26 protein-coding genes are annotated in these 26,116 nt (G+C 69.6%); 15 read left to right on the forward strand and 11 right to left on the reverse strand.

All coding sequences use genetic code 11. The features are described from left to right. Positions 1 to 30 precede the first annotated feature (30 nt). Entirely contained in the window at positions 31 to 1,146 is a 1,116-nt protein-coding gene (locus KGD87_RS23395) for a bifunctional methionine sulfoxide reductase B/A protein (protein ID WP_284662689.1), read from the forward strand. Positions 1,147 to 1,154: 8 nt separating this feature from the next. On the opposite strand, the gene KGD87_RS23400 is transcribed toward KGD87_RS23395, so the two are convergent. Genes KGD87_RS23400 through KGD87_RS23410 form a run of 3 tightly spaced genes read right to left on the reverse strand, consistent with a single transcriptional unit; the run spans position 1,155 to position 6,771 of the window. Further along, on the reverse strand, positions 1,155 to 3,071 hold the full coding sequence (locus tag KGD87_RS23400) for an ATP-binding protein (RefSeq protein ID WP_284662691.1): 1,917 nt from the start codon (positions 3,069 to 3,071) through the stop codon (positions 1,155 to 1,157). Further along, the gene (locus KGD87_RS23405) at positions 3,061 to 5,043 is read right to left on the reverse strand and encodes a GAF domain-containing sensor histidine kinase (protein WP_284662693.1); all 1,983 of its coding nucleotides are present in this window, start codon (positions 5,041 to 5,043) and stop codon (positions 3,061 to 3,063) included. The genes KGD87_RS23400 and KGD87_RS23405 overlap by 11 nt, the downstream gene beginning before the upstream one ends. Positions 5,044 to 5,097: 54 nt before the next feature. Beyond that, on the reverse strand, positions 5,098 to 6,771 hold the full coding sequence (locus KGD87_RS23410; protein WP_284662695.1) for a right-handed parallel beta-helix repeat-containing protein: 1,674 nt from the start codon (positions 6,769 to 6,771) through the stop codon (positions 5,098 to 5,100). A gap of 209 nt (positions 6,772 to 6,980) precedes the next feature. Between KGD87_RS23410 and KGD87_RS23415 the strand changes: the two genes are divergently transcribed. From KGD87_RS23415 to KGD87_RS23455, 9 genes are all read left to right on the forward strand, one after another. Next, positions 6,981 to 7,715 carry a PDDEXK nuclease domain-containing protein gene (locus KGD87_RS23415; RefSeq protein ID WP_284662696.1) on the forward strand — a complete coding sequence of 245 codons (735 nt, stop codon included), beginning with the start codon at positions 6,981 to 6,983 and terminating at the stop codon, positions 7,713 to 7,715. Between the two features lie 314 nt (positions 7,716 to 8,029). Then, positions 8,030 to 8,668 carry a DUF6932 family protein gene (locus KGD87_RS23420; protein ID WP_284662698.1) on the forward strand — a complete coding sequence of 213 codons (639 nt, stop codon included), beginning with the start codon at positions 8,030 to 8,032 and terminating at the stop codon, positions 8,666 to 8,668. Next, on the forward strand, positions 8,665 to 9,609 hold the full coding sequence (locus tag KGD87_RS23425) for a hypothetical protein (protein ID WP_284662699.1): 945 nt from the start codon (positions 8,665 to 8,667) through the stop codon (positions 9,607 to 9,609). Before KGD87_RS23420 ends, KGD87_RS23425 begins: the two co-directional genes overlap by 4 nt. A gap of 608 nt (positions 9,610 to 10,217) precedes the next feature. Next, the gene (queD, locus tag KGD87_RS23430; protein WP_284662701.1) at positions 10,218 to 10,580 is read left to right on the forward strand and encodes a 6-carboxytetrahydropterin synthase QueD; all 363 of its coding nucleotides are present in this window, start codon (positions 10,218 to 10,220) and stop codon (positions 10,578 to 10,580) included. A 42-nt stretch (positions 10,581 to 10,622) separates the two neighbouring features. Next, complete coding sequence (ydfG, locus tag KGD87_RS23435; RefSeq protein WP_284662702.1) at positions 10,623 to 11,372, forward strand: bifunctional NADP-dependent 3-hydroxy acid dehydrogenase/3-hydroxypropionate dehydrogenase YdfG; 750 nt, start codon at positions 10,623 to 10,625, stop codon at positions 11,370 to 11,372. Between the two features lie 138 nt (positions 11,373 to 11,510). Continuing rightward, the gene (locus KGD87_RS23440; RefSeq protein ID WP_240358331.1) at positions 11,511 to 12,074 is read left to right on the forward strand and encodes a Uma2 family endonuclease; all 564 of its coding nucleotides are present in this window, start codon (positions 11,511 to 11,513) and stop codon (positions 12,072 to 12,074) included. A gap of 51 nt (positions 12,075 to 12,125) precedes the next feature. Further along, complete coding sequence (locus KGD87_RS23445) at positions 12,126 to 12,563, forward strand: hypothetical protein (RefSeq protein WP_284662704.1); 438 nt, start codon at positions 12,126 to 12,128, stop codon at positions 12,561 to 12,563. 1 nt (position 12,564) lies between these two features. Continuing rightward, entirely contained in the window at positions 12,565 to 13,689 is a 1,125-nt protein-coding gene (locus tag KGD87_RS23450) for an alpha/beta fold hydrolase (RefSeq protein ID WP_284662705.1), read from the forward strand. Further along, a complete protein-coding gene (locus KGD87_RS23455; RefSeq protein WP_284662706.1) occupies positions 13,686 to 14,594 on the forward strand; it encodes an alpha/beta fold hydrolase in 909 nt (302 codons plus the stop codon). The genes KGD87_RS23450 and KGD87_RS23455 overlap by 4 nt, the downstream gene beginning before the upstream one ends. A gap of 17 nt (positions 14,595 to 14,611) precedes the next feature. On the opposite strand, the gene KGD87_RS23460 is transcribed toward KGD87_RS23455, so the two are convergent. The 5 genes from KGD87_RS23460 to KGD87_RS23480 all read right to left on the reverse strand — a co-directional run bounded on the left by KGD87_RS23460 (position 14,612) and on the right by KGD87_RS23480 (position 18,326). Then, positions 14,612 to 15,361 (reverse strand): queuosine precursor transporter, encoded by a 750-nt coding sequence (locus KGD87_RS23460; protein WP_284662707.1) that lies wholly within the window; start codon positions 15,359 to 15,361, stop codon positions 14,612 to 14,614. A 40-nt stretch (positions 15,362 to 15,401) separates the two neighbouring features. Further along, a complete protein-coding gene (locus KGD87_RS23465; protein WP_284662709.1) occupies positions 15,402 to 16,181 on the reverse strand; it encodes an SDR family NAD(P)-dependent oxidoreductase in 780 nt (259 codons plus the stop codon). Between the two features lie 30 nt (positions 16,182 to 16,211). Next, complete coding sequence (locus KGD87_RS23470; protein ID WP_284662711.1) at positions 16,212 to 17,051, reverse strand: dihydroneopterin aldolase; 840 nt, start codon at positions 17,049 to 17,051, stop codon at positions 16,212 to 16,214. Beyond that, positions 17,048 to 17,773: an SDR family oxidoreductase gene (locus KGD87_RS23475; RefSeq protein WP_284662713.1), complete on the reverse strand. Its 726-nt coding sequence runs from the start codon at positions 17,771 to 17,773 to the stop codon at positions 17,048 to 17,050. The genes KGD87_RS23470 and KGD87_RS23475 overlap by 4 nt, the downstream gene beginning before the upstream one ends. Before the next feature lie 121 nt (positions 17,774 to 17,894). Beyond that, the gene (locus KGD87_RS23480) at positions 17,895 to 18,326 is read right to left on the reverse strand and encodes a hypothetical protein (protein WP_284662714.1); all 432 of its coding nucleotides are present in this window, start codon (positions 18,324 to 18,326) and stop codon (positions 17,895 to 17,897) included. A gap of 126 nt (positions 18,327 to 18,452) precedes the next feature. Between KGD87_RS23480 and KGD87_RS23485 the strand changes: the two genes are divergently transcribed. The 4 genes from KGD87_RS23485 (at position 18,453) to KGD87_RS23500 (ending at position 20,947) form a co-directional block, all read left to right on the forward strand. Beyond that, complete coding sequence (locus tag KGD87_RS23485) at positions 18,453 to 19,181, forward strand: class I SAM-dependent methyltransferase (protein WP_284662715.1); 729 nt, start codon at positions 18,453 to 18,455, stop codon at positions 19,179 to 19,181. Between the two features lie 37 nt (positions 19,182 to 19,218). Continuing rightward, the gene (locus tag KGD87_RS23490) at positions 19,219 to 19,893 is read left to right on the forward strand and encodes a dienelactone hydrolase family protein (RefSeq protein WP_284662716.1); all 675 of its coding nucleotides are present in this window, start codon (positions 19,219 to 19,221) and stop codon (positions 19,891 to 19,893) included. Positions 19,894 to 19,985: 92 nt separating this feature from the next. Continuing rightward, positions 19,986 to 20,372: a helix-turn-helix domain-containing protein gene (locus KGD87_RS23495; RefSeq protein ID WP_284662717.1), complete on the forward strand. Its 387-nt coding sequence runs from the start codon at positions 19,986 to 19,988 to the stop codon at positions 20,370 to 20,372. Positions 20,373 to 20,377: 5 nt separating this feature from the next. After that, positions 20,378 to 20,947 carry an IS630 family transposase gene (locus tag KGD87_RS23500; RefSeq protein WP_284662718.1) on the forward strand — a complete coding sequence of 190 codons (570 nt, stop codon included), beginning with the start codon at positions 20,378 to 20,380 and terminating at the stop codon, positions 20,945 to 20,947. Positions 20,948 to 20,956: 9 nt separating this feature from the next. Here KGD87_RS23500 and KGD87_RS23505 read toward each other — a convergent pair whose 3' ends face one another. Further along, entirely contained in the window at positions 20,957 to 21,418 is a 462-nt protein-coding gene (locus KGD87_RS23505) for a hypothetical protein (RefSeq protein ID WP_284662719.1), read from the reverse strand. A gap of 267 nt (positions 21,419 to 21,685) precedes the next feature. On the opposite strand from KGD87_RS23505, the gene KGD87_RS23510 reads away from it, so the two are divergent. Next, on the forward strand, positions 21,686 to 22,210 hold the full coding sequence (locus KGD87_RS23510) for a hypothetical protein (RefSeq protein WP_284662721.1): 525 nt from the start codon (positions 21,686 to 21,688) through the stop codon (positions 22,208 to 22,210). Here the strand turns inward: KGD87_RS23510 and KGD87_RS23515 are convergent. Both KGD87_RS23515 and KGD87_RS23520 read right to left on the reverse strand, forming a co-directional pair. After that, positions 22,152 to 24,938 (reverse strand): Lnb N-terminal periplasmic domain-containing protein, encoded by a 2,787-nt coding sequence (locus KGD87_RS23515; RefSeq protein ID WP_284662723.1) that lies wholly within the window; start codon positions 24,936 to 24,938, stop codon positions 22,152 to 22,154. The two genes, KGD87_RS23510 and KGD87_RS23515, sit on opposite strands and share 59 nt — an antisense overlap. Continuing rightward, positions 24,938 to 25,918 (reverse strand): hypothetical protein, encoded by a 981-nt coding sequence (locus KGD87_RS23520; protein ID WP_284662725.1) that lies wholly within the window; start codon positions 25,916 to 25,918, stop codon positions 24,938 to 24,940. The genes KGD87_RS23515 and KGD87_RS23520 overlap by 1 nt, the downstream gene beginning before the upstream one ends. Between the last annotated feature and the right edge of the window lie 198 nt (positions 25,919 to 26,116).

Below are 26,116 nucleotides of genomic sequence, written 5' to 3' on the forward strand. Positions count from 1 at the left end.
GTACCCACAGAAAGCCCGGAGACCGCGTCCATGCCCACCGCATCCACATGCTCACCCCTGGCCCGCCGGCTCATGCCGCTGGCCCTTGCCGCGCTCGCCGTGCTGTCCGCGTGCACCGAGGCCCACGGGGCCGCGCCCACCGCGCCAGGCCCCACCATCCAGGACCCCCGCCGCTACGAGAAGCCCTCGGACGCGGAGGTGCGGCGCACCTTGTCCCCGCTCGCCTACCAGGTGACGCAGCAGGGAGCCACGGAGCCCGCCTTCCGCAACCCCCTGTGGAACCACCACGAAGAGGGCCTCTACGTCGACGTGGTGAGCGGCGAGCCCCTCTTCTCCTCGCGCGACAAGTTCGACTCCGGCACCGGCTGGCCCAGCTTCACCCGGCCGGTCGACAGTGCTCGCGTCGTCGAGAAGCACGACAGCACGCAGGGCATGGAGCGCGTGGAGGTGCGCTCGAAGGCCGCGGGCTCACACCTGGGCCACGTCTTCGGGGACGGGCCCGCGCCCGCCAAGACGCGCTACTGCATCAACTCCGCGGCCCTGCGCTTCGTCGCGGTGAACGATTTGGCGAAGGAGGGCTATGGCGCCTGGCTGCCGCTCTTCGGCCGCCCCGTCCCGGCCGCCGCCGCGAAGCGCCAGGCCGGCTCGCCCTTCACGGAGACGGCGCTGCTGGCGGGCGGGTGCTTCTGGGGCATGGAGGACCTGCTGCGCAAGATTCCCGGCGTCGTCCAGACGGAGGTGGGCTACACGGGCGGCTCCAGCGCTTTTCGCAAGCCCACGTATCGCGACATGAGCTCGGGCAGGACGGGCCACGCCGAAGCCGTGCGCGTCGTGTTCGACCCCACCCGGCTGACGTACGAGACGCTGCTGGAGCAGTGGTTCTTCCGCATGCACGACCCGACGACGCTCAACCGTCAGGGCAATGACGTGGGCACGCAGTACCGCTCCGCCATCTTCTACCTGTCCGAAGCCCAGAAGCGCGTGGCCGAGCAGGTGAAGGCGCGGGTGGAGGCCTCCAGGAAGTGGCCCCGGCCCGTCGTCACGCAGATTGTGCCCGCCAGCGAGTTCACCCCCGCCGAGGACTATCACCAGGACTACCTGGTGAAGAACCCGGGCGGCTACACCTGCCACTACCTGCGGGACTGAGCGCGGGCTCAGGCCTGCTGCAGCGGCAGGCGGACGATGAAGGTGGTCCCCTGGCCCAGGGTGCTCTCCACCGTCAGCCGGCCACCGTGGTTCTCCACGATGCCCTGGCAGATGGAGAGGCCCAGGCCGGTGCCCCTCCCTTCCGGCTTGGTGGTGAAGAAGGGCTCGAAGATGCGCTGCAGGTGCTTGGGTTCGATGCCCGTGCCCGTGTCGCGCACCTTCACCACCGCGTCCTGCCCGTCACGGCCCGTGGCCAGGATGACGGAGCCTCCCGGCGGCATCGCGTGGCACGCGTTGGTGATGAGGTTGACGAACACCTGCACCAGGTTGGCGCGCACGGCGGACAGGGGCGGCAGCTCGGTGTACTCGCGCTGGATGCTGACGCGCGCCTGGGCCACGACGTGCTCGCAGAAGCCCACCGCCATGTCCACGACGGCGTTGAGCTGCACCCGCTCTGGCCGGTCCTGCGCCGGGCGCGCGTAGCTGACCAAATCTCGCGTGAAGCGGAGGATGCGGTGGCTGCTCTCCAGGATTTTTCGCAGCTTCTCCTGGTCCGCCGGGTTGGCCCCCGGCGTCATCCGCGAGCGCTGGAGCAGCGCGTCCGCGTACGTGGCCACCGCCGTCATCGGGTTGTTGATTTCGTGCACCACGCTGGCGGCGAGCTGCCCGATGGAGGCCAGCTTCTCCGCGTGGATGATGCGCTTCTCCAGCTCCTTCACCACCGTGATGTCCTGACCGATGGCGATGACGCCCTCCACCTCCCCGTGCTGGGAGAGCTTGGAGGAGGTCGCGAAGGAGACGCGCACCTCCGCGCCGCTGCGCGTCAGCAGCCGCGTCTCGAAGCTGTTCACCGGCTCGCCGCGAATGGCCGCGGCGATGAGCTGGTTGAGCCGCAGGTGCTCGCTCTCCGGGATGAGGGAGAAGAAGTCGCGGCCCAGCACCTCTTCCTTGCTGAAGCCGGTGAGCGCGCTGAGCGCCTGGTTGAAGACGACGACCTGCTTGTCCCGGTTCGCCACCAGGATGAGGGCGTTGGCCTTCTCCAGCAGGTCTTCCAGGTACTTGCGCACGAACGTCAGCTCGTCGATGAGCTTCGCGTTCTTCACCGCCACCGCCACCTGGTTGGCGAGCTGGAGCAGCACGCGCTCGTCATGCGGCACGTCGGAGACGAAGCCCGCCGGGTACTCCATGTTGATGGCGCCGAAGAGCTGCCCGCTGGCCACCAGCGGCGCGCTCACGCCATGGGTGCTGTCCTGGAACAGCAGCGGGACTTCGCTCAGCACCGCCACGCGGCTTCCGGGCAGGGACGCGCGGTCCAGGCTCGTCTTGTCCACCGCGCGCTCCATCAGCACCAGCGGCTCGTGCGCGCCTTCCTTCAGCCGCCCCTCCGCGTAGAGCGACGTGAGGCCGCCCGTCCGCGAGTCGGTGATGCGGATGCAGAACGAGCGCCCGGGGAACAGCTCCTTCACGCCGCGCGCCACCGCGGCGACCAGCTCCTCCTCGCCGCCGGCCTCGGCCACGCTGCGGCCCAAATCCAACAGCACGCCTTCGGTGCGCGCCTGCTCCAGCAGGGCCCGCTCCGCCACCACCAGCCGGTTGCGAGACAGCTCCGGTTCGTTGCGCGCGCGGACGGCCACCACGTCGCCCCGGCGGGACAGCGTCAGCACCACGCCGGGCAGGTCGGGCAGGAGCTCCACGTCGCAGCTGGCGCCATCCGCCGGCACGCTGGCGCCGGCCAGGGTGCGCGCCACTTCCTCCACGGACGCGTGCTGGTCGGCGCAGAAGCGGCGGAACGCGGCGTTGACGGCCACCAGCCGCAGGGCCGGGTCACACAGGGCCGCGGGGGCATCGAGCGCCTCGAACAGGGCCTGGAAGGACTCGGGGGCAGGGCCGCTGGCGATGCGCACGGCTCGGGGCTCAGTCTTCATGGGAGGTGGCCTTGTCCAGGTCGAGAATCTGTTGCGCCCCCATGTAGGACTTCGTCTCGTAGCGGGTAATCTTGCCAATCTTCCGGACGATTTCCGCCATGCGCTCCGCCTCGCGGTAGATGATGTCCACCGGCTTCCAGGCGAAGTCGTCTTCCTTCAACTTCCGCTTCAGCAGCTCGGCGTAGCCCATCACCGAGGTGAGCGGCTGGTTCAGCTCGTGGGCGGCGGTGCCGGCGAGCGCGACGATGACCGCGCTCTTCTCGCTCTCCTCCAGCCGCGTCTCCACGTCGGACAGCTTGCGCTCCAACTGCATGCGCGCGCGCATGTCCGTGAAGATGCCCACGCTGAACACCTCGCGGCCCCCTTCGTAGACGATGGAGGCCGTCATGTTCACCGGCACCCGCTCACCGGAGCGGTGCATCAGCTCCTCCCGGATGAGGGACAGCCGGCCCTTGCCGCCGTGCTCGGGCGCCCGAATCATGGCCATCACCCGCTTCGCCACGCCCGGCGGATAGAGCTGGTGGACGGAGAAGCCGCCGCCCAGGGCCTCCTGCGCGGTGTAGCCGCACAGCGCCTCCGCGCCCTTGTTGAAGAGGATGATGCGCCCCTTCAGGTCGGCCGCGATGATGCCGTCCACCGACGAGTCGATGAGCCGCTCCAGGAAGTCCTTCGTCTGGAGCAGCTCGTCCTCCAGCCTCCGCGCGTCCGTGACGTCGCGGAAGGAGAGGATGGTGGCCGCCTCCTCGTCGCGCAGCGGCGCGGCGGACATGGACAGCGTCAGGCGGCGGCCCGTGCGCGTGCACACCTCCACGTCCGTGCCGGAGCGGGCCTCGCCACGCGCGGCGGTGGTCACCAGCTCCATCAGCACGTTTTCATCCACCGGCTGAGTCACCTGGTGCAGGTGGCGGCCCCGCACGTCGGGGGCGTCCACGTCCAGCATGGCCGCGCCGGACGGGTTCAGCGACAGCACGCAGGCCTTGTCGTCGAGGATGGCCACGCCTTCGCTGACGTGCGCGAAGAAGAGCTGGTACGGCTTGAACGAGGCCGCCTGCTCCTCCGCGGCCAGGCGGGCCGTCTTCTCCGCCTCCGTCTGCCCTCGCACGGACTGGAGCACGGACGCGTTGCGCAGGGCCACCGCGGTGGCGTGCGCCACGGTGGTGAGGAAGTCGATTTCCCGAGGCGTGAAGGTGCGCCGCCGTCCCGCCGCGCGCAGCAGCAGCACGCCGCGCACCTGCCCGCGGATGGGCAGCGGCAGCGCGGCGATGGCGTGGATGCCCCGGGCGGCCACCGCGCGCCGCTCCACGTCCCCCAGCAGCGGGTGGGTGGAGGCCTCCAGCATCACCACCGGCTTGCCCGTTCGCATCACCTCGCGAATCTCGGGGTAGCGCGACAGGTCGATGCGCAGGTCCTTGAGCGCGGGGTCGTCGCTGGCGGCGACGATGATGCCCTCCTCCGCGCTGCGCCCCAGCATCACCAGCGTGGCGCGCGCGATGTCCAGCTTCTCCGCCAGCCGCCGGGTGACGCCGTGGAGCAGCACCTCCACGTCGGACGTCTCCGCGTAGTCCGCCGTCAGCTCCAGCAGGAGCGCCAGGTCCTCCTGGCTGCGCGCCTGCTCCTCGCGCTCCACGTGGCGCTCGGCGGCGCACTGGAGCCGCCAGGCCAGCTCGTGCATGGCCACCGGCGTGGTGAGGACGTCCGCGGGCTTGAGGGACTGCGCCGTGGCGAAGTGGCTTTCGCCCGGGGCCACCAGCACCACCAACGTGAGGTGGGCGGCGAGGGCGGCGTCCAGCAGGGCCTGCCCCGCGGCGAGCCCTCCCGGCGCGGTGAGGTCCACCAGCGCCAGGGAGGCCTCTTCGAGGCCGTCCACCACGCGCAGACCCGCACGCGCGGCGGCCGCGGCCAGCAGCTCCCGCGCGGGGGAGTCCGAGGGCACCAGCGAGATGCCTGATACGAATTCCAGCGAGGACGGCACGTGGGGAGTGGGGTCCAGGGCAGAAGGGGACCCCACTCTACACGCCCTGACGGCTCAGGGGCAGTCCGACTCGAAGGCGCCCTGGTCCGGGCCTGGCCCGCACCAGGTCAGCCCCAGCGACAGCCCCGCGTTGAGGGCGGGCGAACCCGACCCCAGGCGGAAGTCCCCGGTGTCGATGTTGACGAAGCCAGGGGCCTTCTCCTGGGAGCGGCCGTCCAGCCCGCTCTGCGAGCGCCACTGCGAGAAGCCCATGTCCACGCCGTTGAGGCGGTAGACGGCCGCGCCCGCGGTGCGGAAGTAGAGGTTGGCGTCCACCACCGCCCCCGAGCGCCCGGGTCCGCCGCGCACCGCCACCCCACAGCCGGAGAAGACGTTGTTGCGCACATCCAGGCTGGCGCTGGCCCCGGTGTCCCCCTGGCCGAAGGTGAGGCACGGTCCGGGCATGTTCCAGAGGGTGTTGTGGTGCACCTTCACGTTCGAGGACGTGTCCACGCGGATGCCGCTGCCTTCCTCCGCGCCGCCCAGGCCGTCCCGCACCAGGTTGCGGCGGATGACGATGTTGGTGGGCGGCGCGCCCTGGCGCACCCCGCCGATGCTGATGGCGCGGCCGTTGTTGTAGAAGACGTTGTCCTCCAGGGTGACGTCCTTCGCGGACAGGTGCACCACCACGCCCTCGCCGCGCGAGGTGGACGACATCTTGTGGCCCCAGATGATGTTGCCGCGCAGCGTGACGCGGGTGCACGTCTTCACGTCGACGCCGTTCTCCCGGTTCTCGTGCAGTTCGTTGTCCTCCACCAGCAGGTTGTCGAAGGGCGTGCCGGAGATGGTGGCGCCGCCCTCGGGGCCGATGCACTGCACCGCGTCTCCGGAGTTGTGGTGGATGTCGTTGCCACGCACCACCACGTTGCGCGCCGTCGTCTGGACGATGACGCCGTGGCTGTCGTCCCCGTTGCGGTTGAAGTGGGAGATGGTGTTGCCCTCGATGAGGACGTCGCTGGCCTTCTCGCACACGTTGACGCCCGCGCCCGCGGTGCCGTTCTTCAGCGTGGAGCCGCGCAGCACGCCGTGGTGGGCACCCGCGCCGCGGAACATCACCGCGAAGGAGGCCTGGCCCCCCGCGTCGAGGGTGAGCCCCTCGATGCTCCAGTACGCGCCACGCACGTCCACCATGGAGGAGCCGCCGCCGGACGGCTTCAGCACCGGCTTCGCGCCCGGCGCGGCCCGCAGCGTGAGCAGGTGGGACGCGGAGCCGCCCTTCTCTTCCAGCTTGAGGCGCTCGGAGTAGGTGCCCGTCTTCAGGTAGATGGCCTCGCCCGGCCGCACCAGCTCCAGCGCGCGCGTCACCGTGCGCAGCGGCGCCGTCTCCGTGGCGGAGGCGCTGTCACTGCCGTTGGGCGCCACCCAGAGGATGCGCGAGTACTGGGGCGGAGGCTCGGGCTCCGGTTGGGGCTCGGGCTCCGGCTCGGGAGGCGGCGGCTCCGGATTCGGAAAGGGGGGCGGGATGTCGATGATGACGGGCGGAGGCTCCGACGGCCCCGGGTTGTTCGTGTCGTCGTCATCGTGGGTGGGAGGTGTGCCGGGAACGGATGGGTTGCCCGTGGACGGCGTCTCGCTGGAGCCCGGAGGTGAGCCACTTTCCTGGGTGAGCTCCCCCTTCCCATTGCAGGCCAACACGGACAGCAGGGCAGCGGAGCAGAGGGCCGTGGACCACGGCGAGCGGTTGCGCATCCTGGCGGACTCCCGGTGTGGGTCGCGGCGCGGGAGGCGCTCGCGAGGACGGCCGCCAATTCCGAGCCTCGCGCTGTTCATTCCCTCCGAGCGCGGCAACCCCTGCCTGCCGGGACGCAGAGGGAGGAGACAGGAAACGTGGTTTCGCGGGGTTGGGACGGATGCTCCGCTTCACCGACAGGTGGGCCCTCGCGGGGAGCTGAGGTGTGATGTGCGCAACGCACGTGGGGATATTCCCAGAGATTTTTCACGCGGAGCGAAGGCGCGAGTTCTACATCCTCGCCGCCATCAAGGAGCGCTGGCCCAAACGGGAGCTCGAACGGCAGATCCAATCGGGCGCCGTCCTTCGCGAGGCGCGCGCCACGAAGAAAGTCTCGCCAGCGGTGAGACAAACTCACCCGACGGCAATCGACGAGTTCAAGAACGCCTACAACATTGAGTTTCTCGGCCTCGCCGCCGAACACTCCGAGGCCGACCTCCACGACGCGCTCCTTCGGAACCTCGGCCGCTTCCTCACCGAGCTGGGTCGCGACTTCTGTTTCGTCGGCTCGCAGTACCCGGTGCAGGTCGGTAGCCAGGACTTCGCGATCGACCTCGTATTCTTCCACCGTGGCATTCAGTGCCTCGTCGCCTTCGAGCTGAAGGTCGACAAGTTCAAGCCCGCAGATCTCGGACAGCTCTCGTTCTACGTCGAGGCACTTGACCGCGACGTGAAGAAGCGCCACGAGCGGCCCTCGATAGGCGTGCTCCTCTGCGCGACAAAGGACGACGCGGTCGTCGAGTACGCGCTCGCGCGGACGACGTCGCCCACGCTCGTCGCCGAGTACCAGACGTTCCTGCCGGCAAGGGAGCTGCTGCGGGCGAAGCTCCACGAGTTGTACGCGCAGCTCGCGCCGGAGGATGCGGTCGTTCCCCGAGCGACGCATCTACGGAGACGCTCATGAACGGCACCTGTGCCTACCCAAAATCCGGCCGCTGCGTCATGAGTGCGTCAAGTCCAGTCCTGTAGGGCGTCACGGCGAGAGAGTGGGGCGCGCGACACCGTCGAATCCCTGGTCCGGTGAGCCAGAAGGCGGAGTCACCAGGGGCACGGCGTAGCCTTGAGGTTCGGAGGGCTCCGCCCTCCGCGGTCCGCGCCGCCGCGTTCACGTTGCCCCAGACAAGGCACGGGAGGTGCGCCTGCGCCGCCGGGAGCACGGTTCGCTGTTCTCGACGCCCCGGATGTGGGTAAAATACCGCCCCCTCAGGGGAGGGAGCCGTGTCTTCGACTTCGATTCCGGACCATTCGTGGGATGGCCTGCTGCCGCCGTGGGAAGGGCGGGATCCGACAGCGAGCGTCAACCGCTCGCCGTACCGCTGCAGTTGGCAGGACATCATCAACCGCTTCGCCACCTCTCCGAGGCGCATCAACATCCTTCTCGGCTTACTTGGCTACCGCGCGCTATTGCGCGAGCACGGGATCACCGTCGGCTTCCAGTGGCTCACGGGGAGCTTCGTCGAGAACATCAACCGCGAACCAAACGACGTCGACGTCGTCACCTTCTTCCAGGTCCCAGCACCATTCAGCGAGGAGGACGCCAAAGCGCTCTTCAATCACGGGCACAACAAGAAGACGTACTTCTGCGACCACTACCCCGTTCCGCTGAGCTATCCCGCATCGTCCGGCGCGGACCCGACGGAGCACGGGGCGGTACTCGTCGACTCCACCACCTACTGGTACGGTTTGTTCTCCCACCGTCGCGACACGTACGCCTGGAAGGGCTTCCTCCGCCTGGACCTCCTCCCGGCGGAGTACGATGACCCGGCACGAGAGTTGCTAGTGACCATCAAGGCGCATTTCGTGAAGCAGCAGGAACTGGCATTGAAGTTGGCGAAGACCGAGAACCCTGGACCGTGAACAGCGCGACACGCAGACATTTCCTGCAAGCAGAACGCGCTGCGGCTGCGTCGCTGCTCGCACGCCTTTCGCCTTCACACTTCATCGAGCGCATCTCCCTTCAGTCGCGCCTTGAGAGCATCGACCAGGAGCTCCAGCATCTCGGAGCGTCGCAAGCGGACTCCGTTGAGCCTGCAAGCACCACGGTGTACTTCGACGGCGGTCCTGTCGTTGGTCAGCGTGCTATCGATGCCTCGTTCGCGGCCTCCGCCATCGCGCAGTTCCAGGGACTGGTGGAGCTCGTTGGTGCCTCGCGCCGCCATGGAGCGCTAGGACGCGGAGGCGCAGTTCCCGGGGGCCGGGACTTCCGGTTGCACATTACCGGCATCGCGCGCGGCTCCTTCGGTTTCCACTTCGAGCAGCTTGAGGGAAACGAGTCCGCCGAGGAGATGCGGGATGCCGTCGATGAGACAACGCAACTCATTGAGGGGCTCCGAGCCGAAGAAGAGGAGTTCTACGAGCGGATCGCCGAGGTGGAGCCGCGCGTCCGGACCGCGCTAAACGAGTTCGTCCAGGTGCTGTCCAAGAGCGAGGCTACGCTTAGAATGGAGGGCCGAACTCGCAAGCTCAAGCTCAGCAAGGACGAAGTACACACAGCGAGCACGCGCCTCTCCGAAGGCGCGCCAAGCGTGGATGATGTGTCGCGAAGAGTGAAGTACCTAGGCGTCTTAGGCGAGTCGCGGCGCTTCGAACTCCAAGATCTAGAGACCGGAGTCGTCTACAAGGGGAAGCTCGCCCCAGGGCTCGATGCGAACATGGTGGCAGAGGTTGCGCCCATTCTAATGGGGACGTGCACCGCCATGGTGCGTATCACGACCGTGCGGCGTCCCGGACGAGAGCCGAAAGTCACGTACCAGCTTCTGTGGCTGCGTCCCGAACGCCTCGGCGATCCGACGCCGTAGGGCGCCAGTGCTCCAGTCCGCATGTCTTCCCCAAGGCGGTCGCTGCGTCGTCGGTGCGACAATGCGAAGGCGGGCTTGGGGGCAATGGGTTCTTGTCCCAGCGAAGTAGGGTCGAAGTCATTGAGGCACCACGTACACCGTCCAGCGCACTCCAGAGGCCGTGTGCTCGTAACAAAGGTAGTGCCAAACTGGGCCCGACGACCGCAAGCCTCTTGAAGTCGACCGCAGGCCCAGGCGGCCAGCGTCGCGGTACTCCCGGCCAGCGGTTCGCCTCTGGCGCTGCTCGCGCCCCTGAACAACGCGACGCTCACCCACTTTCACGCCTGTAAGGGGGATGCTGACAGCGGCCCTTCGCCATGATGCCCGGGCATACACCAAGTGAAGTTCGCGGAGATTCAATCGGTCGCCGATTTGAAGGGCGCAACCAGTCCCCTCCTTAAAACATCTGAATATTACTCGGCTTTCGGCCCCTCAGAGAGTTTGGATCCTCTGAGAGAAAGTCGGGAACGCGTTCGCGCAGGGCTTCATTCAGGGAGGCGGGGCATACCTTGACGTCGGGAGGAGCGCGCGGGATATGAGCCGGCTTCCACCCGCTGTCAGGAGACACCTTGGACATCTTCAAGGAATTCACCTTCGAGGCCGCGCATCGGCTTCCCAACGTGCCGCCCGGGCACAAGTGCAGCCGGCTGCACGGCCACAGCTACCGGGTGGAAGTCCACGTGCGTGGCCCGGTGGGCGAGCAGTCCGGGTGGGTGATGGACTTCTCGGACATCAAGGAGGCCTTCGAGCCCGTGCGGCTGAAGCTGGACCACTACTACCTCAATGAGGTGGAGGGCCTGGAGAACCCCACCAGTGAGAATCTGTCGCGGTGGATCTGGAAGCGCCTGCGTCCGGGCCTGCCCCTGCTCAGCCGGGTGGTGGTCCGCGAGACGTGCACCAGCGGCTGCATCTATCAAGGCGAAGACGACTGACGAGCCGGGCCCTCGCGGGGCTGGCTCCCCGAGGGGACTGCCATGAACGTTCTGATTACCGGGGCCACCGCGGGATTCGGCCTGGCCATTGCCCGCCGCTTCATCCAGGACGGCGCGCGCGTCATCGCGTCCGGACGGCGCACCGAGCGGCTGGAGGCCCTGCGCGCGGAGCTGGGCGAGCGGGTGCTCCCCCTGACGCTCGACATCACGGACCGTGAGGCCGTGGAGCGGGCCATCCGCTCGCTGCCGGCGGACTTCGCCGACGTGGACGTGCTGGTCAACAACGCGGGCCTGGCGCTGGGGTTGGACCTGGCGCAGTCGGCGCGCGTGGAGGACTGGGACACGATGGTGGACACCAACGTGAAGGGCCTCCTGTACTGCACGCACGCGGTGCTGCCCGGCATGGTGGCGCGCAACCGGGGCCACGTCGTCAACATGGGCTCGGTGGCGGCGGAGTGGCCCTACCCGGGCGGCAACGTGTACGGCGCCACCAAGGCCTTCGTGCACCAGTTCAGCCTCAACCTCCGCGCGGACCTGCATGGCACCGCCGTGCGCGTGACGGACATCGAGCCCGGGCTGGTGGGCGGCACGGAGTTCTCCAACGTCCGCTTCAAGGGCGACGACACGCGCGCCGCGTCCGTCTACGCCAACACCCAGGCGCTGACGCCCGAGGACATCGCGGACGCCGTGCACTGGGTGGCCACGCGCCCCGCGCATGTGAATATCAACGTCATGTCGCTGATGCCCGTGTCCCAGTCCTTCGGGCCCCTGCCCGTGAAGCGCCAGGGCTGAGGCGTCAGGACCTCTGGGGTAGCCATCTCCCTGGATGATGTCAGAGGTATGGCGCATGCTCGACACATGAGCGAAGCCATCCACGGGCGGGAAGCGGCGCGGCTTGCGAGGTCCCCGGTCTGGCCGCATTCTGGGGACATGGGTAACAAGTCGCCTCCGGAGCGCGTGTACGAGGCGTTGGAGCACCTCCCTCCGAACGTCGTCGGGGAAATCATCGAAGGTGAGCTGCACGTCAGCCCCCGGCCGCGAACGATGCACGGCAGAGCCGCTTTCCGGCTCGGCAAGAAGCTTGGGCCGTTCGACCAGGAGCCTGACACAGAGGGGCCCGGAGGCTGGGTCTTCCTCCCGGAACCGGAGCTTCACCTCGGAGGCAACGTGCTCGTGCCAGACCTCGCCGGGTGGCGGCGCGAACGCATGCCGGAACTCCCAGACGTAACGGGTGTGGAACTCGCCCCTGACTGGCTCTGTGAAGTCCTGTCCCCCTCCACCGAGGCCATGGACCGCTCCAGGAAGATGACGATCTACGCCCGCGAGGGCGTGAACCATCTGTGGCTCGTGGACCCGCGCATCCAGCTCCTCGAAATCTACCGGCGGGAGGGCGAGCGCTGGCAGCGGCTGGGCGCCTACACCGGCGACGCCACTGTCCATGCCGAACCTTTCGAGGCACAAAAGTTGAATCTCGGTTCACTTTGGCAGCGCTGAGCCCTGGCCGCGGCGTCCCCAACGCCGGGTGTTGGGATAACCTGTCCGCCCATGAGTCATCCGGAACGACCGCCGCCGTCCCAGGGGCTCCTGGCCCGCGGCCTGAAGCTGCTGGGCCACCTCACCCACCCGGACACGCGCACCGGCAAGGTCTTCACCCGCGCCGAGCAGGGCCTCACCCGCGCTGCCGTCAGGCTCACCGAGAGCCCTTCGTACCTGCGCGTGAGTGGCTCCCTCATGCGGCAGGGTTTCAATGCCCGCGTCCGCCGCAACGGTCTGGTGGAAGGCGCGCTGCGCACCCTGCGCCTGCCCACCACCTCCGAGGTGGAGACCCTGCGCGACCAGCTCCGCCGGATGAATGACCAGGTGGAGGCGCTCGGCACCCAGTTGGAGCTGGTGGTGGACCTGCTCCACCGTCAGGAAGGCGCGGAGCCCGAGTCCCCCGAGCCCACGCCCAAGGAGCGCGCGCCCTCCAAGCGCCGCCGCTGACATGACCGCGTCCACGCCCCAGCGTCTTCGCTCCTTCGTCACCGGCCAGGTCGAATTGACTCGCGCCGTCGCGCACGCGCTCAAGTCGCGGCCCTTCAATCCGTATCCGTACCTCAAGCCCTTCATCGAGAGGGCCTCGGGCGTGCGCGAGCCGCCCATCAGCGCCACACCGCACACCATCGTGTACACGCGCGGCAGCATGCGGCTGCTGCGCTACGCGGCCCCGCGCCGGCGCCACCGCACGCCCATCCTCATTGTCTATTCGCTCATCAACCGCTGGTACATCCTCGACTTCCTGCCGGGGCGCAGCCTCATCGAGCACCTCACCCGCGAGGGCTACGACGTCTACGCCATCGACTGGGGGGTGCCGGGCCAGGACGAGGAGCGGCTCACCTGGGATGACCTGCTCGGCGGGCTCATCCAGACGGCGGTGCGGTGGACGCTGCGCGTGAGCAAGAGCCGGGATTTGACGCTCTACGGCTACTGCATGGGCGGCACCATGGCCCTGGCGTACACGTCCCTGTACCCCCAGGGCGTCCGCAACCTGGTGGCGCAGGCCACGCCGGTGGACTTCAGCAAGGGCGGCCTCTACACGCTGTGGACGTCCGCCAACCACTTCGACGTGGACTCGCTGGTGGACGCCTACGGCAACGTGCCCACGCCGGTGCTGGAGAGCGGCTTCCTCATGGCCGCGCCGGTGCAGCGCCTCACCCGCTGGCTGGAGGTGTGCCGCCGCATCGACGACCCGGAGTTCGTCACCACGTTCCTGGCCATGGAGCGCTGGGGCGCGGACCCCGTGCCCTTCCCGGGCGAGGTCTACCGGCAGTACATCAAGGATTGCTACCAGCAGAACCTCTTCCCCCAGGGCCTCATGGAAGTAGGCGGCGAGCGCGTGGACCTGCGCCGCATCCAGTGCGCCATCCTCAACGTCATCGCCGAGCACGACACCATCGCGCTGCCTGCGATGAGCGAGCCGCTGCCCTCCCTGGTCAGCTCGCAGGACTGTGAGACGCGGCGCTACCCCGTGGGCCACATTGGCCTGTCCGCCTCCAGCAAGGGCGCGACGAAGGTGTGGCCCTCTATTTCCGCGTGGATTGGCGCGCGCTCGAAGCCGATGGAGCCATGAACGTCTCGTCCGAAACCGAAGCCCTGGGCGTGCAGGTCCGCGAAGGCACCGTCCACCTGCGGGACGGCCGGCGGCTCGCGTACGTCGAGTCTGGAGACTTGAGCGGCCTCCCCGTCCTCTTCATCCACGGCAACCCGGGCTCGCGCCACATGCGCCACCCGGATGACCGGCTCACCCACGCGTTGGGCGTGCGCCTCATCACTCCGGACCGGCCGGGCTATGGCCTGTCGGACTACCAGCCCAGGCGCACGCTGCTCGACTTCCCCGATGATTTGGAGCAGTTGGCCAACACGCTGAGGATTGGCCGCTTCGCCCTCTTCGGCGTGTCCGCCGGTGGCCCCTATGTCGCCGCGTCCGCGTGGAAGCTGGGCGAGCGCATCACCCGCGCGGCGGTCGTCTCTGGCGCGGCGCCGCTGGCCCGGCCGGGCGCCATGGCGGGGGTGAACCGGGATTACCGCAACGCGTACACCATGGCCGCGTGGCCGGAGTGGCTGCTGCATCCATTGATGGCCATGCATGACCGGCAGGTGCGCGCCAATCCCGCGCGAGCGCTGGCGGGCCTGCGCGCCCAGGCGTCAGCGGATGACCGCGCGGTGCTCGCGGACCCGCGCATCGCCGCGCAGGTGCAGGGCTGGCGCTACGAGGCCACGCGCAAGGGCGTGGCGGGCATGCGGCGCGAGGCCCACATCCTCGCGCAGCCGTGGAACGTCCCCCTGGAGGAGATTCGGACGGAGGTGGACCTCTGGTACTGGGAGGGCGACAGCATCGTCCCGCCGCAGATGGGACGCTACCTGGCGAACCGGCTTCCGCGCGCGGTGCCTCGCTTCTTTCCTGGCGGCGGGCACTTCTCCCTGTTCTCCCACTGGACGGACATCCTCACGCCGCTGGTGCGGCAGGGAAGCTGAGCCGCTGAGCCCCGCGCTCAGGCGGCGCGGGACTGCTCCTCCGGAGTGACAGGCTGCGCGGGCGGCACAATGGGTTCGCCATTCTCCCCCAGCACCACGGGGGCAATGCCCAGCTTGCGCTCGACGAAGGCGTGGCCCAGGTAGATGAAGGGCGTCAGGCCCACCGCGACCAGCAGCTTCACCACGTAGGACGTGTAGATGATGTCGACGATGGTGGAGTTGGGCAGCACGCCCGTCCACGCCACGTACTGCACCACCACCGTGTCGATGAACTGCGACACCAGCGTGGAGCCCGTCGCCCGCACCCACAAGAGCCGGTTGCGCGTCAGTCGCTTGAGCCCGTTGAAGATGGCGATGTCGCAGAACTGGCCCACCAGGTACGCAATCATCGACGCGACGAGGATGCGCTGCGAGCCAGCGAAGACGTTGTTGAACGAGCCTTCCACCGCGCCCTTGAAGTCCGGCGCGCGCGTCAGCGGCGCCCACGGCACCTGCACGGCAATGGCAATCACCACGAACGCGAAGATGGCCATGAAGAAGCCCACCCACGTCACGAAGCGGGCCGCCTTCTTCCCGTAGAACTCGTTGAGGATGTCCGTGAGGAGGAACGTCACCGGGAAGGGCAACATGCCGATGGACATCACCGCCACCACCGGCCCCACCTTCGCCTCGAACAGCTTCACGCCGATGATGTCGCCCACCACCAGCGAGGTGACGAACACCCCCGCCAACACCACGAAGAGCTGAAGCCGTCTGTCGATGAGCATTCCATCGTCCTTGTGAGCCGAGGCCGCGTCATACCGCGCCTCACTCCCGCAGCAGTAGCCCCCCATCCAGCACCAATTCGGTACCGGAAATCCACGCCGCGCCCAGCAGGTAGCGCACCGCCTCGGCCACGTCCTCGGGGCGCCCCAGCCGTCCGAGCGGATGCAGCGCCCGCAGTCCCGCGAGCTGGGCCTCCCGCCGCCGCGCGTACTCGGGCTCGGACAGCGGCCCCTCGCCGGGCGCCAGGCGCACCTCGCGCACCATGTCCGTCTCCACCACGCCCGGCAGCACCGCGCTGGCGCGCACGCCTCGCGCCGCACCCGCCAACGCCAGCACCTTCATCACCTGGAGGAGCCCCGCCTTCGCCGCGCTATACACCGCGCTGGTGACGACGGGCCGCGTGGCCAGCGTGGACGCGATGAACACCTGCGCCCCACCCGCCTCCAACACCTCCAGCGCCTGCTCTCCCAGCCGCAGCGGCGCGATGAGGTTGACCTCGAGCTGCGCGCGAAGCGCGTCCTCGTCAATGTGGCCCGGCGGCTGGTGCACCACCTGCCCCGCGCTGTGGACGAAGCCGTCCAGCCCCCCCAGCAGCCCGGCGGCACGGCGCAGCAGCCCCTCGCGGGCTTCCGGCGAGGCCAAATCACACGGCAGCGCGAAGGCCTGTCCCGGCCACGCCCGCGTCAGCGACGCCAGCACCTCCGCGCGCCGGCCCGACACCACCACCTGGCCCCCCGCGCGAAGCAGGGCCTCCGCCACCGCGCGGCCAATGCCTGTCCCGCCGCCCGTGACGAGCACCTTGCGCGTGCCCACCTCACGCATGGCGGGCACTCCCAGGAGACACCGCCCCGCTCACGGCTGGTGCTCCGCGGGAGAGCCCGGCGCCGCGGGCTCATCCAGCGGGTAATAGGAGTGGCCGGTGATGGGCAGCAGCCCCTCCGGCGGCGGCTCGGTCTCCACCTCGTCCAAGGGGATGAAGCCTGGCCTGTCCACGCAGAGCACCGTCTGCTCCGTGGATGACGGGTTGTCATAGCGGTGCAGGAAGCCGCGCGGCCAGTGGAAGGCCATGCCCCGCGCCACCGGCTTGAACTGGAGCAGCAGCCCCGAGCCCAGCACCAGCTCGCTCTCCTCCATCCGCTGGTGTACGTGCGTGGGGATGCAGCCTCCCGGCTTCACCCGCAGCCGGTAGACGCCGTAGCCCGCGCCCTCGTGGATGATGTCCACGCGGCCAAAGCCCTTCTCCTCGCGGCCGTACACCATCTCCGCGGCCGTGCGGTGAATCTGCAGCGACGGCACCGCCAGCCCACCCAACGCCAGCGGCTTCGTCACCCGCACCGTGGCCGCGTGGACCTGCGCGCGCGGGACGTCGTCGGTGGGCGGCGCCAGCACGTAGCGACACACCGTCTCGACGGCGGACTCCAGCAGCTCGAAGCGACAGGCCTCTAGAAGGAAGCGCAGCTCCCCCGCGAGCCGACCGTAGTTCACCGTGTGCGCCAGCCTGCCGCCCACCGCGGCGGCGCGGGTGTCCAGGAACAGGGCCACGTCCAGCCGCAGCGGCTGGGCCGCGATGCGCTCCCGGTTGAAGATGCCCACGATGCAGTCCACCGTGAGGCCCCGCATCTCGATGACGTCCAGCGGGCGGCCGTCCGCTGCCGTGACGACAGGAGGATGGAATGCGTGCTCCGCGCTCATAGCTGTGCGCTCCTGCCGCCATCGACGGCGATGACCTGCCCGGTGATGTACGGCGCCTCGCGGGCGAGGAAGACGACGGTGCGGGCGATGTCCTCGACGTTGCCCTCGCGCCCCATGGGGATGCGGCGCAGCACCGCGTCGCGGGCCTCGGCGTCGAAGTCCTCGGGGAAGGCCACCGTGCCGGGTGACACGGCGTTGACGCGGATGTGCGGGGCCAGCTCCACCGCCAGCGCGCGGGTGAGCATGATGAGGCCCGCCTTGCTCACCGAATAGTGCGCGTAGTGGCTCACCGGCCGCTCCCCACCGACGTCGGTGAGGTGCACCACCAACGGGTCCTCGCCGGCGCGCAGCGCGGGGAGCAGGGCCTGGGTGAGGAAGAAGGGCGCGTCCAGGTTCACCGCCATCATGGCGCGGTACTGGTCGCGGGAGATGGCGGCGAAGTCGGTGCGCTCGAAGAGGCCCGCGTTGTGGACCACCACATCCAGCGCGGGCCACGCCTCACGCACCTGCGCGGCCAGGGAGTCCACTGCCTCCGGGCGGCTCAGGTCGGCGGCGTGCAGGGTGACGCGACGGCCGAGGCCTCGGAGCTCATCCGCCAGTGCTTCCAGCGGTTCAAGGGAGCGGTTCGCATGGAGCGCCAGGTCATAGCCCGCGCGCCCCAGCGCCCGAGCCACCGCGCCGCCGATGCGGATGCCAGCCCCGGTGATGAATGCGGTCGCCATGCGGCGCATTCAGTAACAGGCCCGGCGGGGAAAGGCACTGCGGACCTGCTGCCGCGAGGCGCGCCGGGTTACCCCCGTATCCCGGCGCGCCCGCGGCGCGGTCCCCCGATACTCGAAGCGTCTAGCGGCGGCCGGCGCTGGCCATGTGCACCCGGCCCGGGCCGTAGGCCACCCACACCCACTCCTGGACCGGCTCGTAGCGGGCCGGCACCCAGCGCTGCTCGTAGAAGCCACCGGTGCACCGGGTCACCCGCGCGCGGCGGTTGTTCCGCTCGCGGCACACCTCGGGGACCCACACGCGCTCGTGGCGGCCCTGCACCCAGCGGTTCACCGTCTGCAGTTCGTAGCGGCCCCGAGCGTGCGGCGGCGGCAGCGGCGCGGGTCCCGGGTGGCGGCGGACGTCGACGTGGACCCCGAAGTTGCCGCCGCGGCCGTCATGCCGGTGCTGCTGGGAGAACCGCGACTTCTCGTGGTCGTCCTTCGCATGCGCGGCCGTGGAGCCGAGGAACATCATTCCGAAAGCCAGCACCGCGAGACCCGTCTTGAGCGCCATTGTCGTCCTCCTCCGTCGTCCTGCTTGAACCTTCTGACGGGGCACCCCGCGGAACATTCACTGCCCGATACCGGCCGCATTTTCAGAGGGAGGGGCCGGTGTGGGTGCGATACACCCCCAGACACCATGTTCCACCGCAAGGGCCCCACCCTCCGGGAGCTGGCCGCGCAGGCGCTCACGTCCGTCGAGCACGGCTACGACCTGCTCGCGCCCAAGTTCGAGTACACGCCCTTTCGCACGCCCGATGCGGTGCTCGAGGCCGCCATTGCCCAGTTGGGCGCGCCCGGCAGCGTCGGCAGCGCGCTAGACGTGTGCTGCGGCACCGGCGCGGCCATGCGCTTCTTGCGCCCGCTCGCGAGGGAGCGCGTGGTGGGCTTCGACCTCAGCCAGGGCATGCTCGACGAGGCCCGCCTGCAGCTCGCGCGGGCGCCGGGCACCGCTGCGTTGGAGTTCGTCCAGGGCGATGCGCTGGCGCTTCCCTTCGACGAGGCGTTCGACGCCGTCACCAGCTTCGGCGCCTTCGGTCACATCCTCGAAGAGGACGAGCCCAGGCTCGTGCGTGGCATCGCCCGCGCGCTGCGCCCCGGAGGCCGCTTCCTCTTCGTCACCGCGCACCCGCCGTCAAAGCTCCGCCCGGGCTACTGGATGGCCAAGGGCTTCAACGCCGCCATGCGCGCGCGCAACGCGCTGTGGAAGCCGCCCTTCGTCATGTACTACCTGACGTTCCTGGTGCCCCGGGCCCGCGCGCTGCTCGAAGCGGAGGGCTTCACCGTCGAGGTGCGCGACGGCCTGATGCCAGAGCCCTTCTCCGTGCTGAGCACCGTCATCGCCACCAAACGCGGAAGCAGCCGTTAAGCTGCGCCCCCTTCCATTACCTCGCGAGGATGAAGCCATGACAGGACAGACGCAGCTCATTGGCAAGCAGGGCCAGGCACTGGCGGGCTATCTGCGTGAAGCCCCGAAGGGCGACGCGCCCGGAGCGGTGGTGCTCATTCACGAGTACTGGGGCCTCAACGGGCACACGCGCGACGTGGCGGACCGGCTGGCGCGTGAAGGCTTCACCGTCTTCGCGGTGGACCTCTACGAAGGCCGCGTGACGAAGGACGCCAACGAGGCCAACGCGATGCTGAAGGCCCTGGACTGGGGCAAGGCCACGGCGGACCTGCGCGCCGCGGTGGAGGCGCTGCGCGCGAGAAAGTCCGGCACCAAGGTGGCCATCATGGGCTTCTGCATGGGCGGCGCGCTGACGTTGCTGGCCGCCGCGAATGAGCCGGGGCTCGACGCCGCCGTGCCCTTCTACGGCATTCCACCGGAGGAGGCAGCGGACGTGTCGCGCATCCGCGCGCCCGTGCTGGGGCACTTCGCAACGAATGACGACTGGTGCTCGCCGGAGCGGGTGGACGTGCTGGAGAAGAAGCTGAAGAGCGGCGGCGTCCCCGTGGAGCTTCACCGCTACGACGCCCAGCACGCCTTCTTCAATGACACGCGTCCGGAGGTCTACTCACCGGACAACGCCGCGAAGGCGTGGCAGCGCACCGTGGACTTCCTCCACGCGAAGCTCGGCTGAGCCTCGCGCGGAAGAGGGAACGGACTCATAGCGGGGTGCGGATGAAGAGAGCAGGCGGCGGCTGTTGACTAGGTAAGGAGGTGCCGCCTGCCATGTCCAGTACGCATTCGCTCGACCTGCGTGAGCGTGTCATCGCAGCCTGGCAAGAGGGCGAGGGCAAGAGTGCCATCGCCCGTCGTTTCATGCTCGGCTATGCCACGGTGCGCCGCTACATCGCGCGCTTCGAGGCAACCGGCAGCGTCTGTGCGCGCCCCCATGGGGGCGGAGCCCCTCGCAAGGTGGACGCGGCGGGCGAAGAAGTGCTGCGGCGCCTGGTGTGCGAGCGCCCTGACGCCACGGATGAGGAGTTGGCGCGCGTTTATGCGGTGCGCGCTGGGTGCGCCATCAACCACACCACGGTGAACCGAGCGCTGCGGCGCATGGGGTTGACGCGTAAAAAAAGTCCCTCCACGCCACTGAGCGCGACACCCAGGCCGTAGAGTCCTTGCGCTGGGCATACGCGCTCGGCATGCAGCAGGTGGCGCCCGAAAAACTCGTCGTGGTCGATGAGATGGGCAGCCGCACCGACATGACTCGTACGCACGGGCGAGCACCGGAGGGAGTGCGCCTGACGGGCGAGGCAGTGCCGCGCAACCGCGGCTGCGTGACAACGGTGCTCGGTGCCCTGACGCACCACGGTATCGAGGCCCATATGGAAGTTGAGGGGGGCACCAGTATGGAAGTCTGGGGCCACTTCGTCCTGGAGCACCTGGTGCCCATTTTGGAGCCCGGCCAGGTGGTCGTCTGGGACAATCTGGCAGCCCACAAGTGCCGAGCGCTCATCGACGTCATTGAATCGCGCGGCGCCCGGGTTGTCTTCCTGCCTCCCTACAGTCCCGACTTCAGCCCCATCGAGCTGGCATGGAGCAAGGTCAAGGCGCTGCTACGCAAGTGGCGGTTTCGTACCCGCTCCGGTTTGCTCCAGGGCATCAAGCTCGCCCTGGCGGCCATCTCCTCAAGCGACGCAGTGGGCTGGTTCGCCCACTGCGGTTACTCCGTCGCTCAGCTCATTTGACCTGCGCTATCAGTTGCCGGTTTCAGGCGCCGCGGCGGGAGCCTCCGTCGCCGGCGTCTCCGGCACGGCGGGAGCCTCGGGAGCAGCAGGGGCCTCGGGCGCCTCGGGCGCGGCGGCATCAACCGCCGGGACCACCTGCAGGCGGTAGCTCCGAACGCCCTTGGGCAGCACCACCTCCACCAGCGGGTTCTCCTTCAGCAGCGCCGACGCCACGTCGAAGGACACCCGGCCCTCCTCGTCCGTGACGTAGGACTCACGCGAACGGTAGTCCTCGCCCCAGAGCACCTTGGCGCCCTTCACGGGCTGGTTGGTGTCCGAGTCCAGGACGATGAGGTCCACCGGGGTGCCGGCCGTCACCGAGGAGCCCGCGGGCTGGACGACGTCGCGATAGAACGGACGCTGCACGACGCAGGCGGCCAGCAGGGAGGAAGAGGCAAGGGCGAGGGTCAGCAGTTTGCGGCGAAAGCTCATGGGAAATTCCGTACGGGCAGGGATGGGGGTGCTGCCGGGCGCGGCAGCATAGCCGGAGGCCACCGTCCGCCAAGTCCGGCGCGCATCTTCGGCTCCCCCTGGCTCCGGTATCCAGGGACTCCGCGAGTATTCCGGAGGGGGAATTCCAGGGCCCGGCAGGTTGCCCGCCCCTCGATGCGGCCAGCGGCCCTTCCGCGCACCCGCTGGCGTCACAACCTCATGACCATCAGGCACCCGTTGATGTGCCCCCGAAGGAGGGAGCCAGACATGCCCGAGCGCATCCTGACCCAGGACCCGGAGAAGGCCCTCGCCGGTCCCAAGCCGCGCTACGAATACATCCGCCAGGAGATACCCGCGGACCTGACCTTCAAGCCAGACACCATCAACCTGGTCCACAACCGGCTCATCGTGAGCACGCTGGTGATGGCGCTCACCAGCCTGGCCCTGTTCTTCCTGCCCATGTTCAACGGGCTCCTCGCCGGCACCTTCGGCGGCTTCCACGCGCGCAGGCTGCCGCGCGCGCTCGGCGCGGCCACCCTCTCCGCCGTGGCGGTGCCCACCGCCCTCGCCTTCTTGATCTTCATCGGTATGGCGACCCAGAGCCACCTCTTCTATGGCCTGGGCTTCTGGGGATACACAGCGCTCTACGTCATCGGACTCTTCATCGGCGCGGTGACGGGGGCCATCAGCCACCCGTTCTGGACGAGCTACAGAATCGGCGCGCCCACCTCCGTCAGCGCACCTCGAACCCGAGCGCCAGACGCCGCTCCGCGGCGCCGTCCAACCACGTAGAGGGCGCCAGGGCTTCCCAGTGGGGCGTGGGCGAAAGCGCCCCCTCCCACCGGACCTGCGCGCGGGGCGTGAGGAGCACGCCGAAGGGCCCCGCGCGGCCCAGCCACACCTCCAACTGAAGCGCCGCGCCCGCCTCATGGGTGAAGTGTGTGTCCCCCACCCGCCAGGTGGGCGCGTAGGCCGCCTCCAGCCGCACCGCGTTGGCGCCCGAGCCGAACAGCCCCATCCGATGCGCCAGGGACAGGCGCGGCCCAGCGGCCGGCGTCAACCCCTCCCGGTTCCAGTGCACCGCGGCCAGGCCGCCCACGCCCACCGTGGTGAAGCGCGAGAAGCGCGCGTCCTCGTCCAGCACCATCAACGCCTCCGCCTGCACCGATGCGCGATAGCGCAGCAGGCGCGCGTCGCTCGACGCCACGCGGGCCTCGGCACCCCAGCCGAGCGAATCCCAGACGGAGTCACGGAACTGGGGGAGCTCGCGCAGCAGCGTGCGGTAGCCCAACAGCGTCAGGTCCGAGGCCACCACCTTCGGCAGCCCCCAGCGCGGGAGGAGGAACAGCTCGCCATCGAGCACCCGCAGCTCACTGCTCGGCTGGAAGCCGTGGAGCCGCGCATCGCCCAGGGCCTCGGCCATGCCCGCCGTGCGCAGCCCCACCAGGGGCCGGGCCGCTGCCCCTTCGGGAAAGTCCACGCCCAGGGCCACCATCATGCGCCCCGCCCCGGACTCCCTCAGCGCGCCTTCCGCCCAGGCCGTCTCCGCCGCCACCTTGCGGCGCCGGTCCTCGTGCAGGAAGGCCACCGGGTCCACGGTCGCCAGCACGCCGTCATTGAGCGTGCCCTGCACCTCCGTGGCCCGGTGGAAGGTGGCCTCGGTGCGCTCGGCCCACACCAGCGTCCGCAGCTCCTCGGGCGTGGGTGGACGGCGCTCCGCGGAGGCCAGCGCGTCCTTCAACAAGGTGACGCGGTCCAACACCGCGAGCCTCCGCTGGAGCGCGTCCTCGGTCTCGAAGACGCGCTGACGCTCGGCGATACCAGCCCGCGCCGAGCCCGCCACCGGCACCTTCACCGCGAGCAGCCGCTCGCGCTCGATACGCAGGCGCTCGCCGTCGGCGCGGTCCACCGCGGCACGCTCCACCCGCACCGCGTGCGCCACGTAGGCATGCAGGTGCGCGCGGACCGTGTCGCGGGACGCCGTCTTCGCCGAGTGCATCAGCGCGGCCACCACGGCGGGCAGTTCGTCATAGGCCGGGGCGCGGACCTGTGGCTCCGGCGATTCCAACCGGGCATGCACGCCCCGAAGACGCGCGAGCTCATCGGCGCCGACATGCCCGGCCAGCGCGTCCATGGCCTCCTGCTGCGCCGAGTGCGCGCGCACCGCGCGGTCCCCCGTGGACTCGAACGCATCCGGGATGTGCTCCAGGAGGGAAGACGTCTCGCCCCCCGGCTCCTCCACCTGCACCCGGGCCAGGGTGTCCAGCGTGGCGGTGGGCAGGACCCAGAGCGTGCCGGGAGGACGCAGCTGCCGCCCCCCCTCCAGCGCGCCGTTGAGCAGGAAGACGAGCGCGCTCGCGCAGTTGTCCGTGAAGAAGTAGTAGCCCATGTACCCACGGCGCTCGAGCTCCCACACCCGCTCCAGCATCCGCGCGTCCTCGCCGGGCTTCAGGCGCAGGCGGAAGCGGCGGATGGAGCGCTGCTCCAGCTCCAGCGCCTCGTGGGACAGGTCGCCCATCGTCCCCGTGAGGAAGACGGTGTCGTAGGCCCCCGTCATTCCCTTCACCACGTAGCCCAGGCCCTTGGACTCCATGCCGGTCAGCGCCACCAACTGCACCACCCGCTCGAAGGTGGGCCCTCGTGGCACCTCGCCCTCGCGCCACACGGGGCGCAGCAGCAGGTGTCCGAAGAGGGACTCCGGCTGGCGGCCGGTGGAGGCCACCAGCAGCACCTCGAAGTGCGACAGGGACTCCAGCTCCGCCCAGGCGTCGAAGGCGGGACAGTCACCGCGCGGCGGCAGCGTGCCCAGGCCCGACGCCTCCAGTTGCTCCGTCAGCGCGCGGGCCTTGGAGAACTCCTGGCAGCGGACGTGGTCATCCACCGGCAGCGCGTCCGCGCGCAGGGACTCCACGGGCACGAGCAGCTCCTCCGCGAACGTCACCCAGTCCAACGAGGCGCTGCGCTGGCCCATGGCGCGGCTGAAGGCTCCGGCGTAGCGGAGGCGGACCTCCTCCTTCCACACCAGGGGCCGCTCGAAGGGCTTCATCCAACCCGACAGCCGGCGCCAGGCAGGGGTGCCGCTCCAGCCCTTCGCGTCATCCCAGCGCTGCATCACCGCGTGCACCACCGCGCGCCGGCGCCACAGCCGCGCTGACTCCGCGTCCGTCAGCCGGGACAGGCGCAGCGTGGCCCGGCGCTCGTCCGATGGGGCGTACTGGTAGAGGTGGAAGCGCGCGCGGCCCTCCGTCCAGTCCGGGCGCTCGGGGGAGCCATCGCCCAGGCCCAGCGGCGCGGCCTCCGCGTGCAGCACCAGCTCCAGGGGCCCACCGGGTGGACGCCGCATCGCCGGAGGCAGGGCCTCCAGTCCCGCCTCCACCTCCGTCACCAGGTCCGCGTTGGCCGCGGCGGCGCCCCGCAGCACCACGCCCGCCTGCTCCAGCGCGTGCACGCGCGCGGACAGGGCCTCTTCGGCGTGCACCGGCAGCGCGAAGACGAGCGCCAGCAGCCCCAGCCAGCGCATCAGTGCGCCACCGTCGCGGTGCCCTCCCGGGCCGGTGCCGCGAGGAACGCGCGGCGATCTTCCTCCAACCGCGGCTCGGCCCGAGCCAGCTCGCCCACCCGCTCCAGCCACGCGAGCGCGCGGTCCGGCGTGAGGGTGCTCGCCTCGGCCATCTCCAGCAGCTCCTTCCGGTTCGCGCGCAGCACGCGCCCGAAGAGCCCCAGGTGCTCACGGCGGATGCGCGCCGCCGCCGCCAGGTCCTCCACCGTCGGCCCCGCGCCCAGGGCGAGGTCCTCGCGAAGCTGGTGCGTGCGCGCCCGCAGGTACACCTGGGCCGCGCGACCCGCCTCTTTCGGAGACACCCCTCGGCGCCGCCGCTCCGCCGCGGCATACGCCTGCCAGATGATGATGCCGAGCCCCACCACCAGCGCGGCCACCGTCACCGCGGACGCCACGTCGTTGTTGTTCGACTGGCTGCTGTTGTCGCTGCGGGAGCGCGACGCCTCGCCGTCCGCCTTCTCCGTTCCAGCCGAGCCCTCGCTCGTTCCGCCTTCCTCGGAGCTTCGGGAGGCGGGCTCCGTGGACTCGTTGTCGCTCGACTCGGAGTGGCTCGCGCCTTCCTCGCTGGAGCCGCTCGACTCGGAGTGACTGGAGCCCTCTTCGCTGGAACCGCTCGACTCCGACTGGCTGGAGCCTTCCTCACCACTGGAGCCGCTCGACTCCGACTGGCTGGAGCCTTCCTCACCACTGGAGCCGCTCGACTCCGACTGGCTGGAGTCGCCCGAGCCCTCCGACGACGCACCCGAGTCCGACTGGCTCGATTCACCCGAGCCCTCGGACGAAGCGCCGGAGTTGGAGCCCTCGGACGAAGCGCCGGAGTCGGAGCCCTCCGAAGCGCTCATGCCGCCCCCGGGCCCCAACGCAGCGGGCGCCCTACAACCGGAGATGGTCATCACCACCGCCATGCACAACGCGCGCTTCACGGACTTCTTCGTCGTCATTGAACGCATTTCCAGGTGTCCATCCGTTCTCCACGTGGGCCGGCCGTCGCACGGTGGTACAGCCGATTGGCAGCCTAGCCAGCAGCATGCCGAGCGGAAGAATGGTGCGATTTCGCGCCTTTGCGCACGACACCATGCGGCATACCGCGAAGCCCACGAACCGAAGGTGCGTTACGCGCTACGCGCCCGGTGAGCACC

The organism is Myxococcus sp. SDU36, assembly GCF_030168875.1.
Classification (GTDB): domain Bacteria; phylum Myxococcota; class Myxococcia; order Myxococcales; family Myxococcaceae; genus Myxococcus; species Myxococcus vastator.

Excerpts from the sequence above, each read along its gene's own strand:
- KGD87_RS23395 (WP_284662689.1), top strand. The coding sequence starts at position 31 with ATGCCCACCGCATCCACATGCTCACCCCTGGCCCGCCGGCTCATGCCG.
- KGD87_RS23400 (WP_284662691.1), bottom strand. The coding sequence starts at position 3,071 with ATGAAGACTGAGCCCCGAGCCGTGCGCATCGCCAGCGGCCCTGCCCCC.
- KGD87_RS23410 (WP_284662695.1), bottom strand. The coding sequence starts at position 6,771 with ATGCGCAACCGCTCGCCGTGGTCCACGGCCCTCTGCTCCGCTGCCCTG.
- KGD87_RS23415 (WP_284662696.1), top strand. The coding sequence starts at position 6,981 with ATGTGCGCAACGCACGTGGGGATATTCCCAGAGATTTTTCACGCGGAG.
- ydfG (WP_284662702.1), top strand. The coding sequence starts at position 10,623 with ATGAACGTTCTGATTACCGGGGCCACCGCGGGATTCGGCCTGGCCATT.
- KGD87_RS23440 (WP_240358331.1), top strand. The coding sequence starts at position 11,511 with ATGGGTAACAAGTCGCCTCCGGAGCGCGTGTACGAGGCGTTGGAGCAC.
- KGD87_RS23445 (WP_284662704.1), top strand. The coding sequence starts at position 12,126 with ATGAGTCATCCGGAACGACCGCCGCCGTCCCAGGGGCTCCTGGCCCGC.
- KGD87_RS23450 (WP_284662705.1), top strand. The coding sequence starts at position 12,565 with ATGACCGCGTCCACGCCCCAGCGTCTTCGCTCCTTCGTCACCGGCCAG.
- KGD87_RS23455 (WP_284662706.1), top strand. The coding sequence starts at position 13,686 with ATGAACGTCTCGTCCGAAACCGAAGCCCTGGGCGTGCAGGTCCGCGAA.
- KGD87_RS23460 (WP_284662707.1), bottom strand. The coding sequence starts at position 15,361 with ATGCTCATCGACAGACGGCTTCAGCTCTTCGTGGTGTTGGCGGGGGTG.
- KGD87_RS23465 (WP_284662709.1), bottom strand. The coding sequence starts at position 16,181 with ATGCGTGAGGTGGGCACGCGCAAGGTGCTCGTCACGGGCGGCGGGACA.
- KGD87_RS23470 (WP_284662711.1), bottom strand. The coding sequence starts at position 17,051 with ATGAGCGCGGAGCACGCATTCCATCCTCCTGTCGTCACGGCAGCGGAC.
- KGD87_RS23475 (WP_284662713.1), bottom strand. The coding sequence starts at position 17,773 with ATGGCGACCGCATTCATCACCGGGGCTGGCATCCGCATCGGCGGCGCG.
- KGD87_RS23480 (WP_284662714.1), bottom strand. The coding sequence starts at position 18,326 with ATGGCGCTCAAGACGGGTCTCGCGGTGCTGGCTTTCGGAATGATGTTC.
- KGD87_RS23485 (WP_284662715.1), top strand. The coding sequence starts at position 18,453 with ATGTTCCACCGCAAGGGCCCCACCCTCCGGGAGCTGGCCGCGCAGGCG.
- KGD87_RS23490 (WP_284662716.1), top strand. The coding sequence starts at position 19,219 with ATGACAGGACAGACGCAGCTCATTGGCAAGCAGGGCCAGGCACTGGCG.
- KGD87_RS23495 (WP_284662717.1), top strand. The coding sequence starts at position 19,986 with ATGTCCAGTACGCATTCGCTCGACCTGCGTGAGCGTGTCATCGCAGCC.
- KGD87_RS23505 (WP_284662719.1), bottom strand. The coding sequence starts at position 21,418 with ATGAGCTTTCGCCGCAAACTGCTGACCCTCGCCCTTGCCTCTTCCTCC.
- KGD87_RS23510 (WP_284662721.1), top strand. The coding sequence starts at position 21,686 with ATGCCCGAGCGCATCCTGACCCAGGACCCGGAGAAGGCCCTCGCCGGT.
- KGD87_RS23515 (WP_284662723.1), bottom strand. The coding sequence starts at position 24,938 with ATGCGCTGGCTGGGGCTGCTGGCGCTCGTCTTCGCGCTGCCGGTGCAC.
- KGD87_RS23520 (WP_284662725.1), bottom strand. The coding sequence starts at position 25,918 with ATGACGACGAAGAAGTCCGTGAAGCGCGCGTTGTGCATGGCGGTGGTG.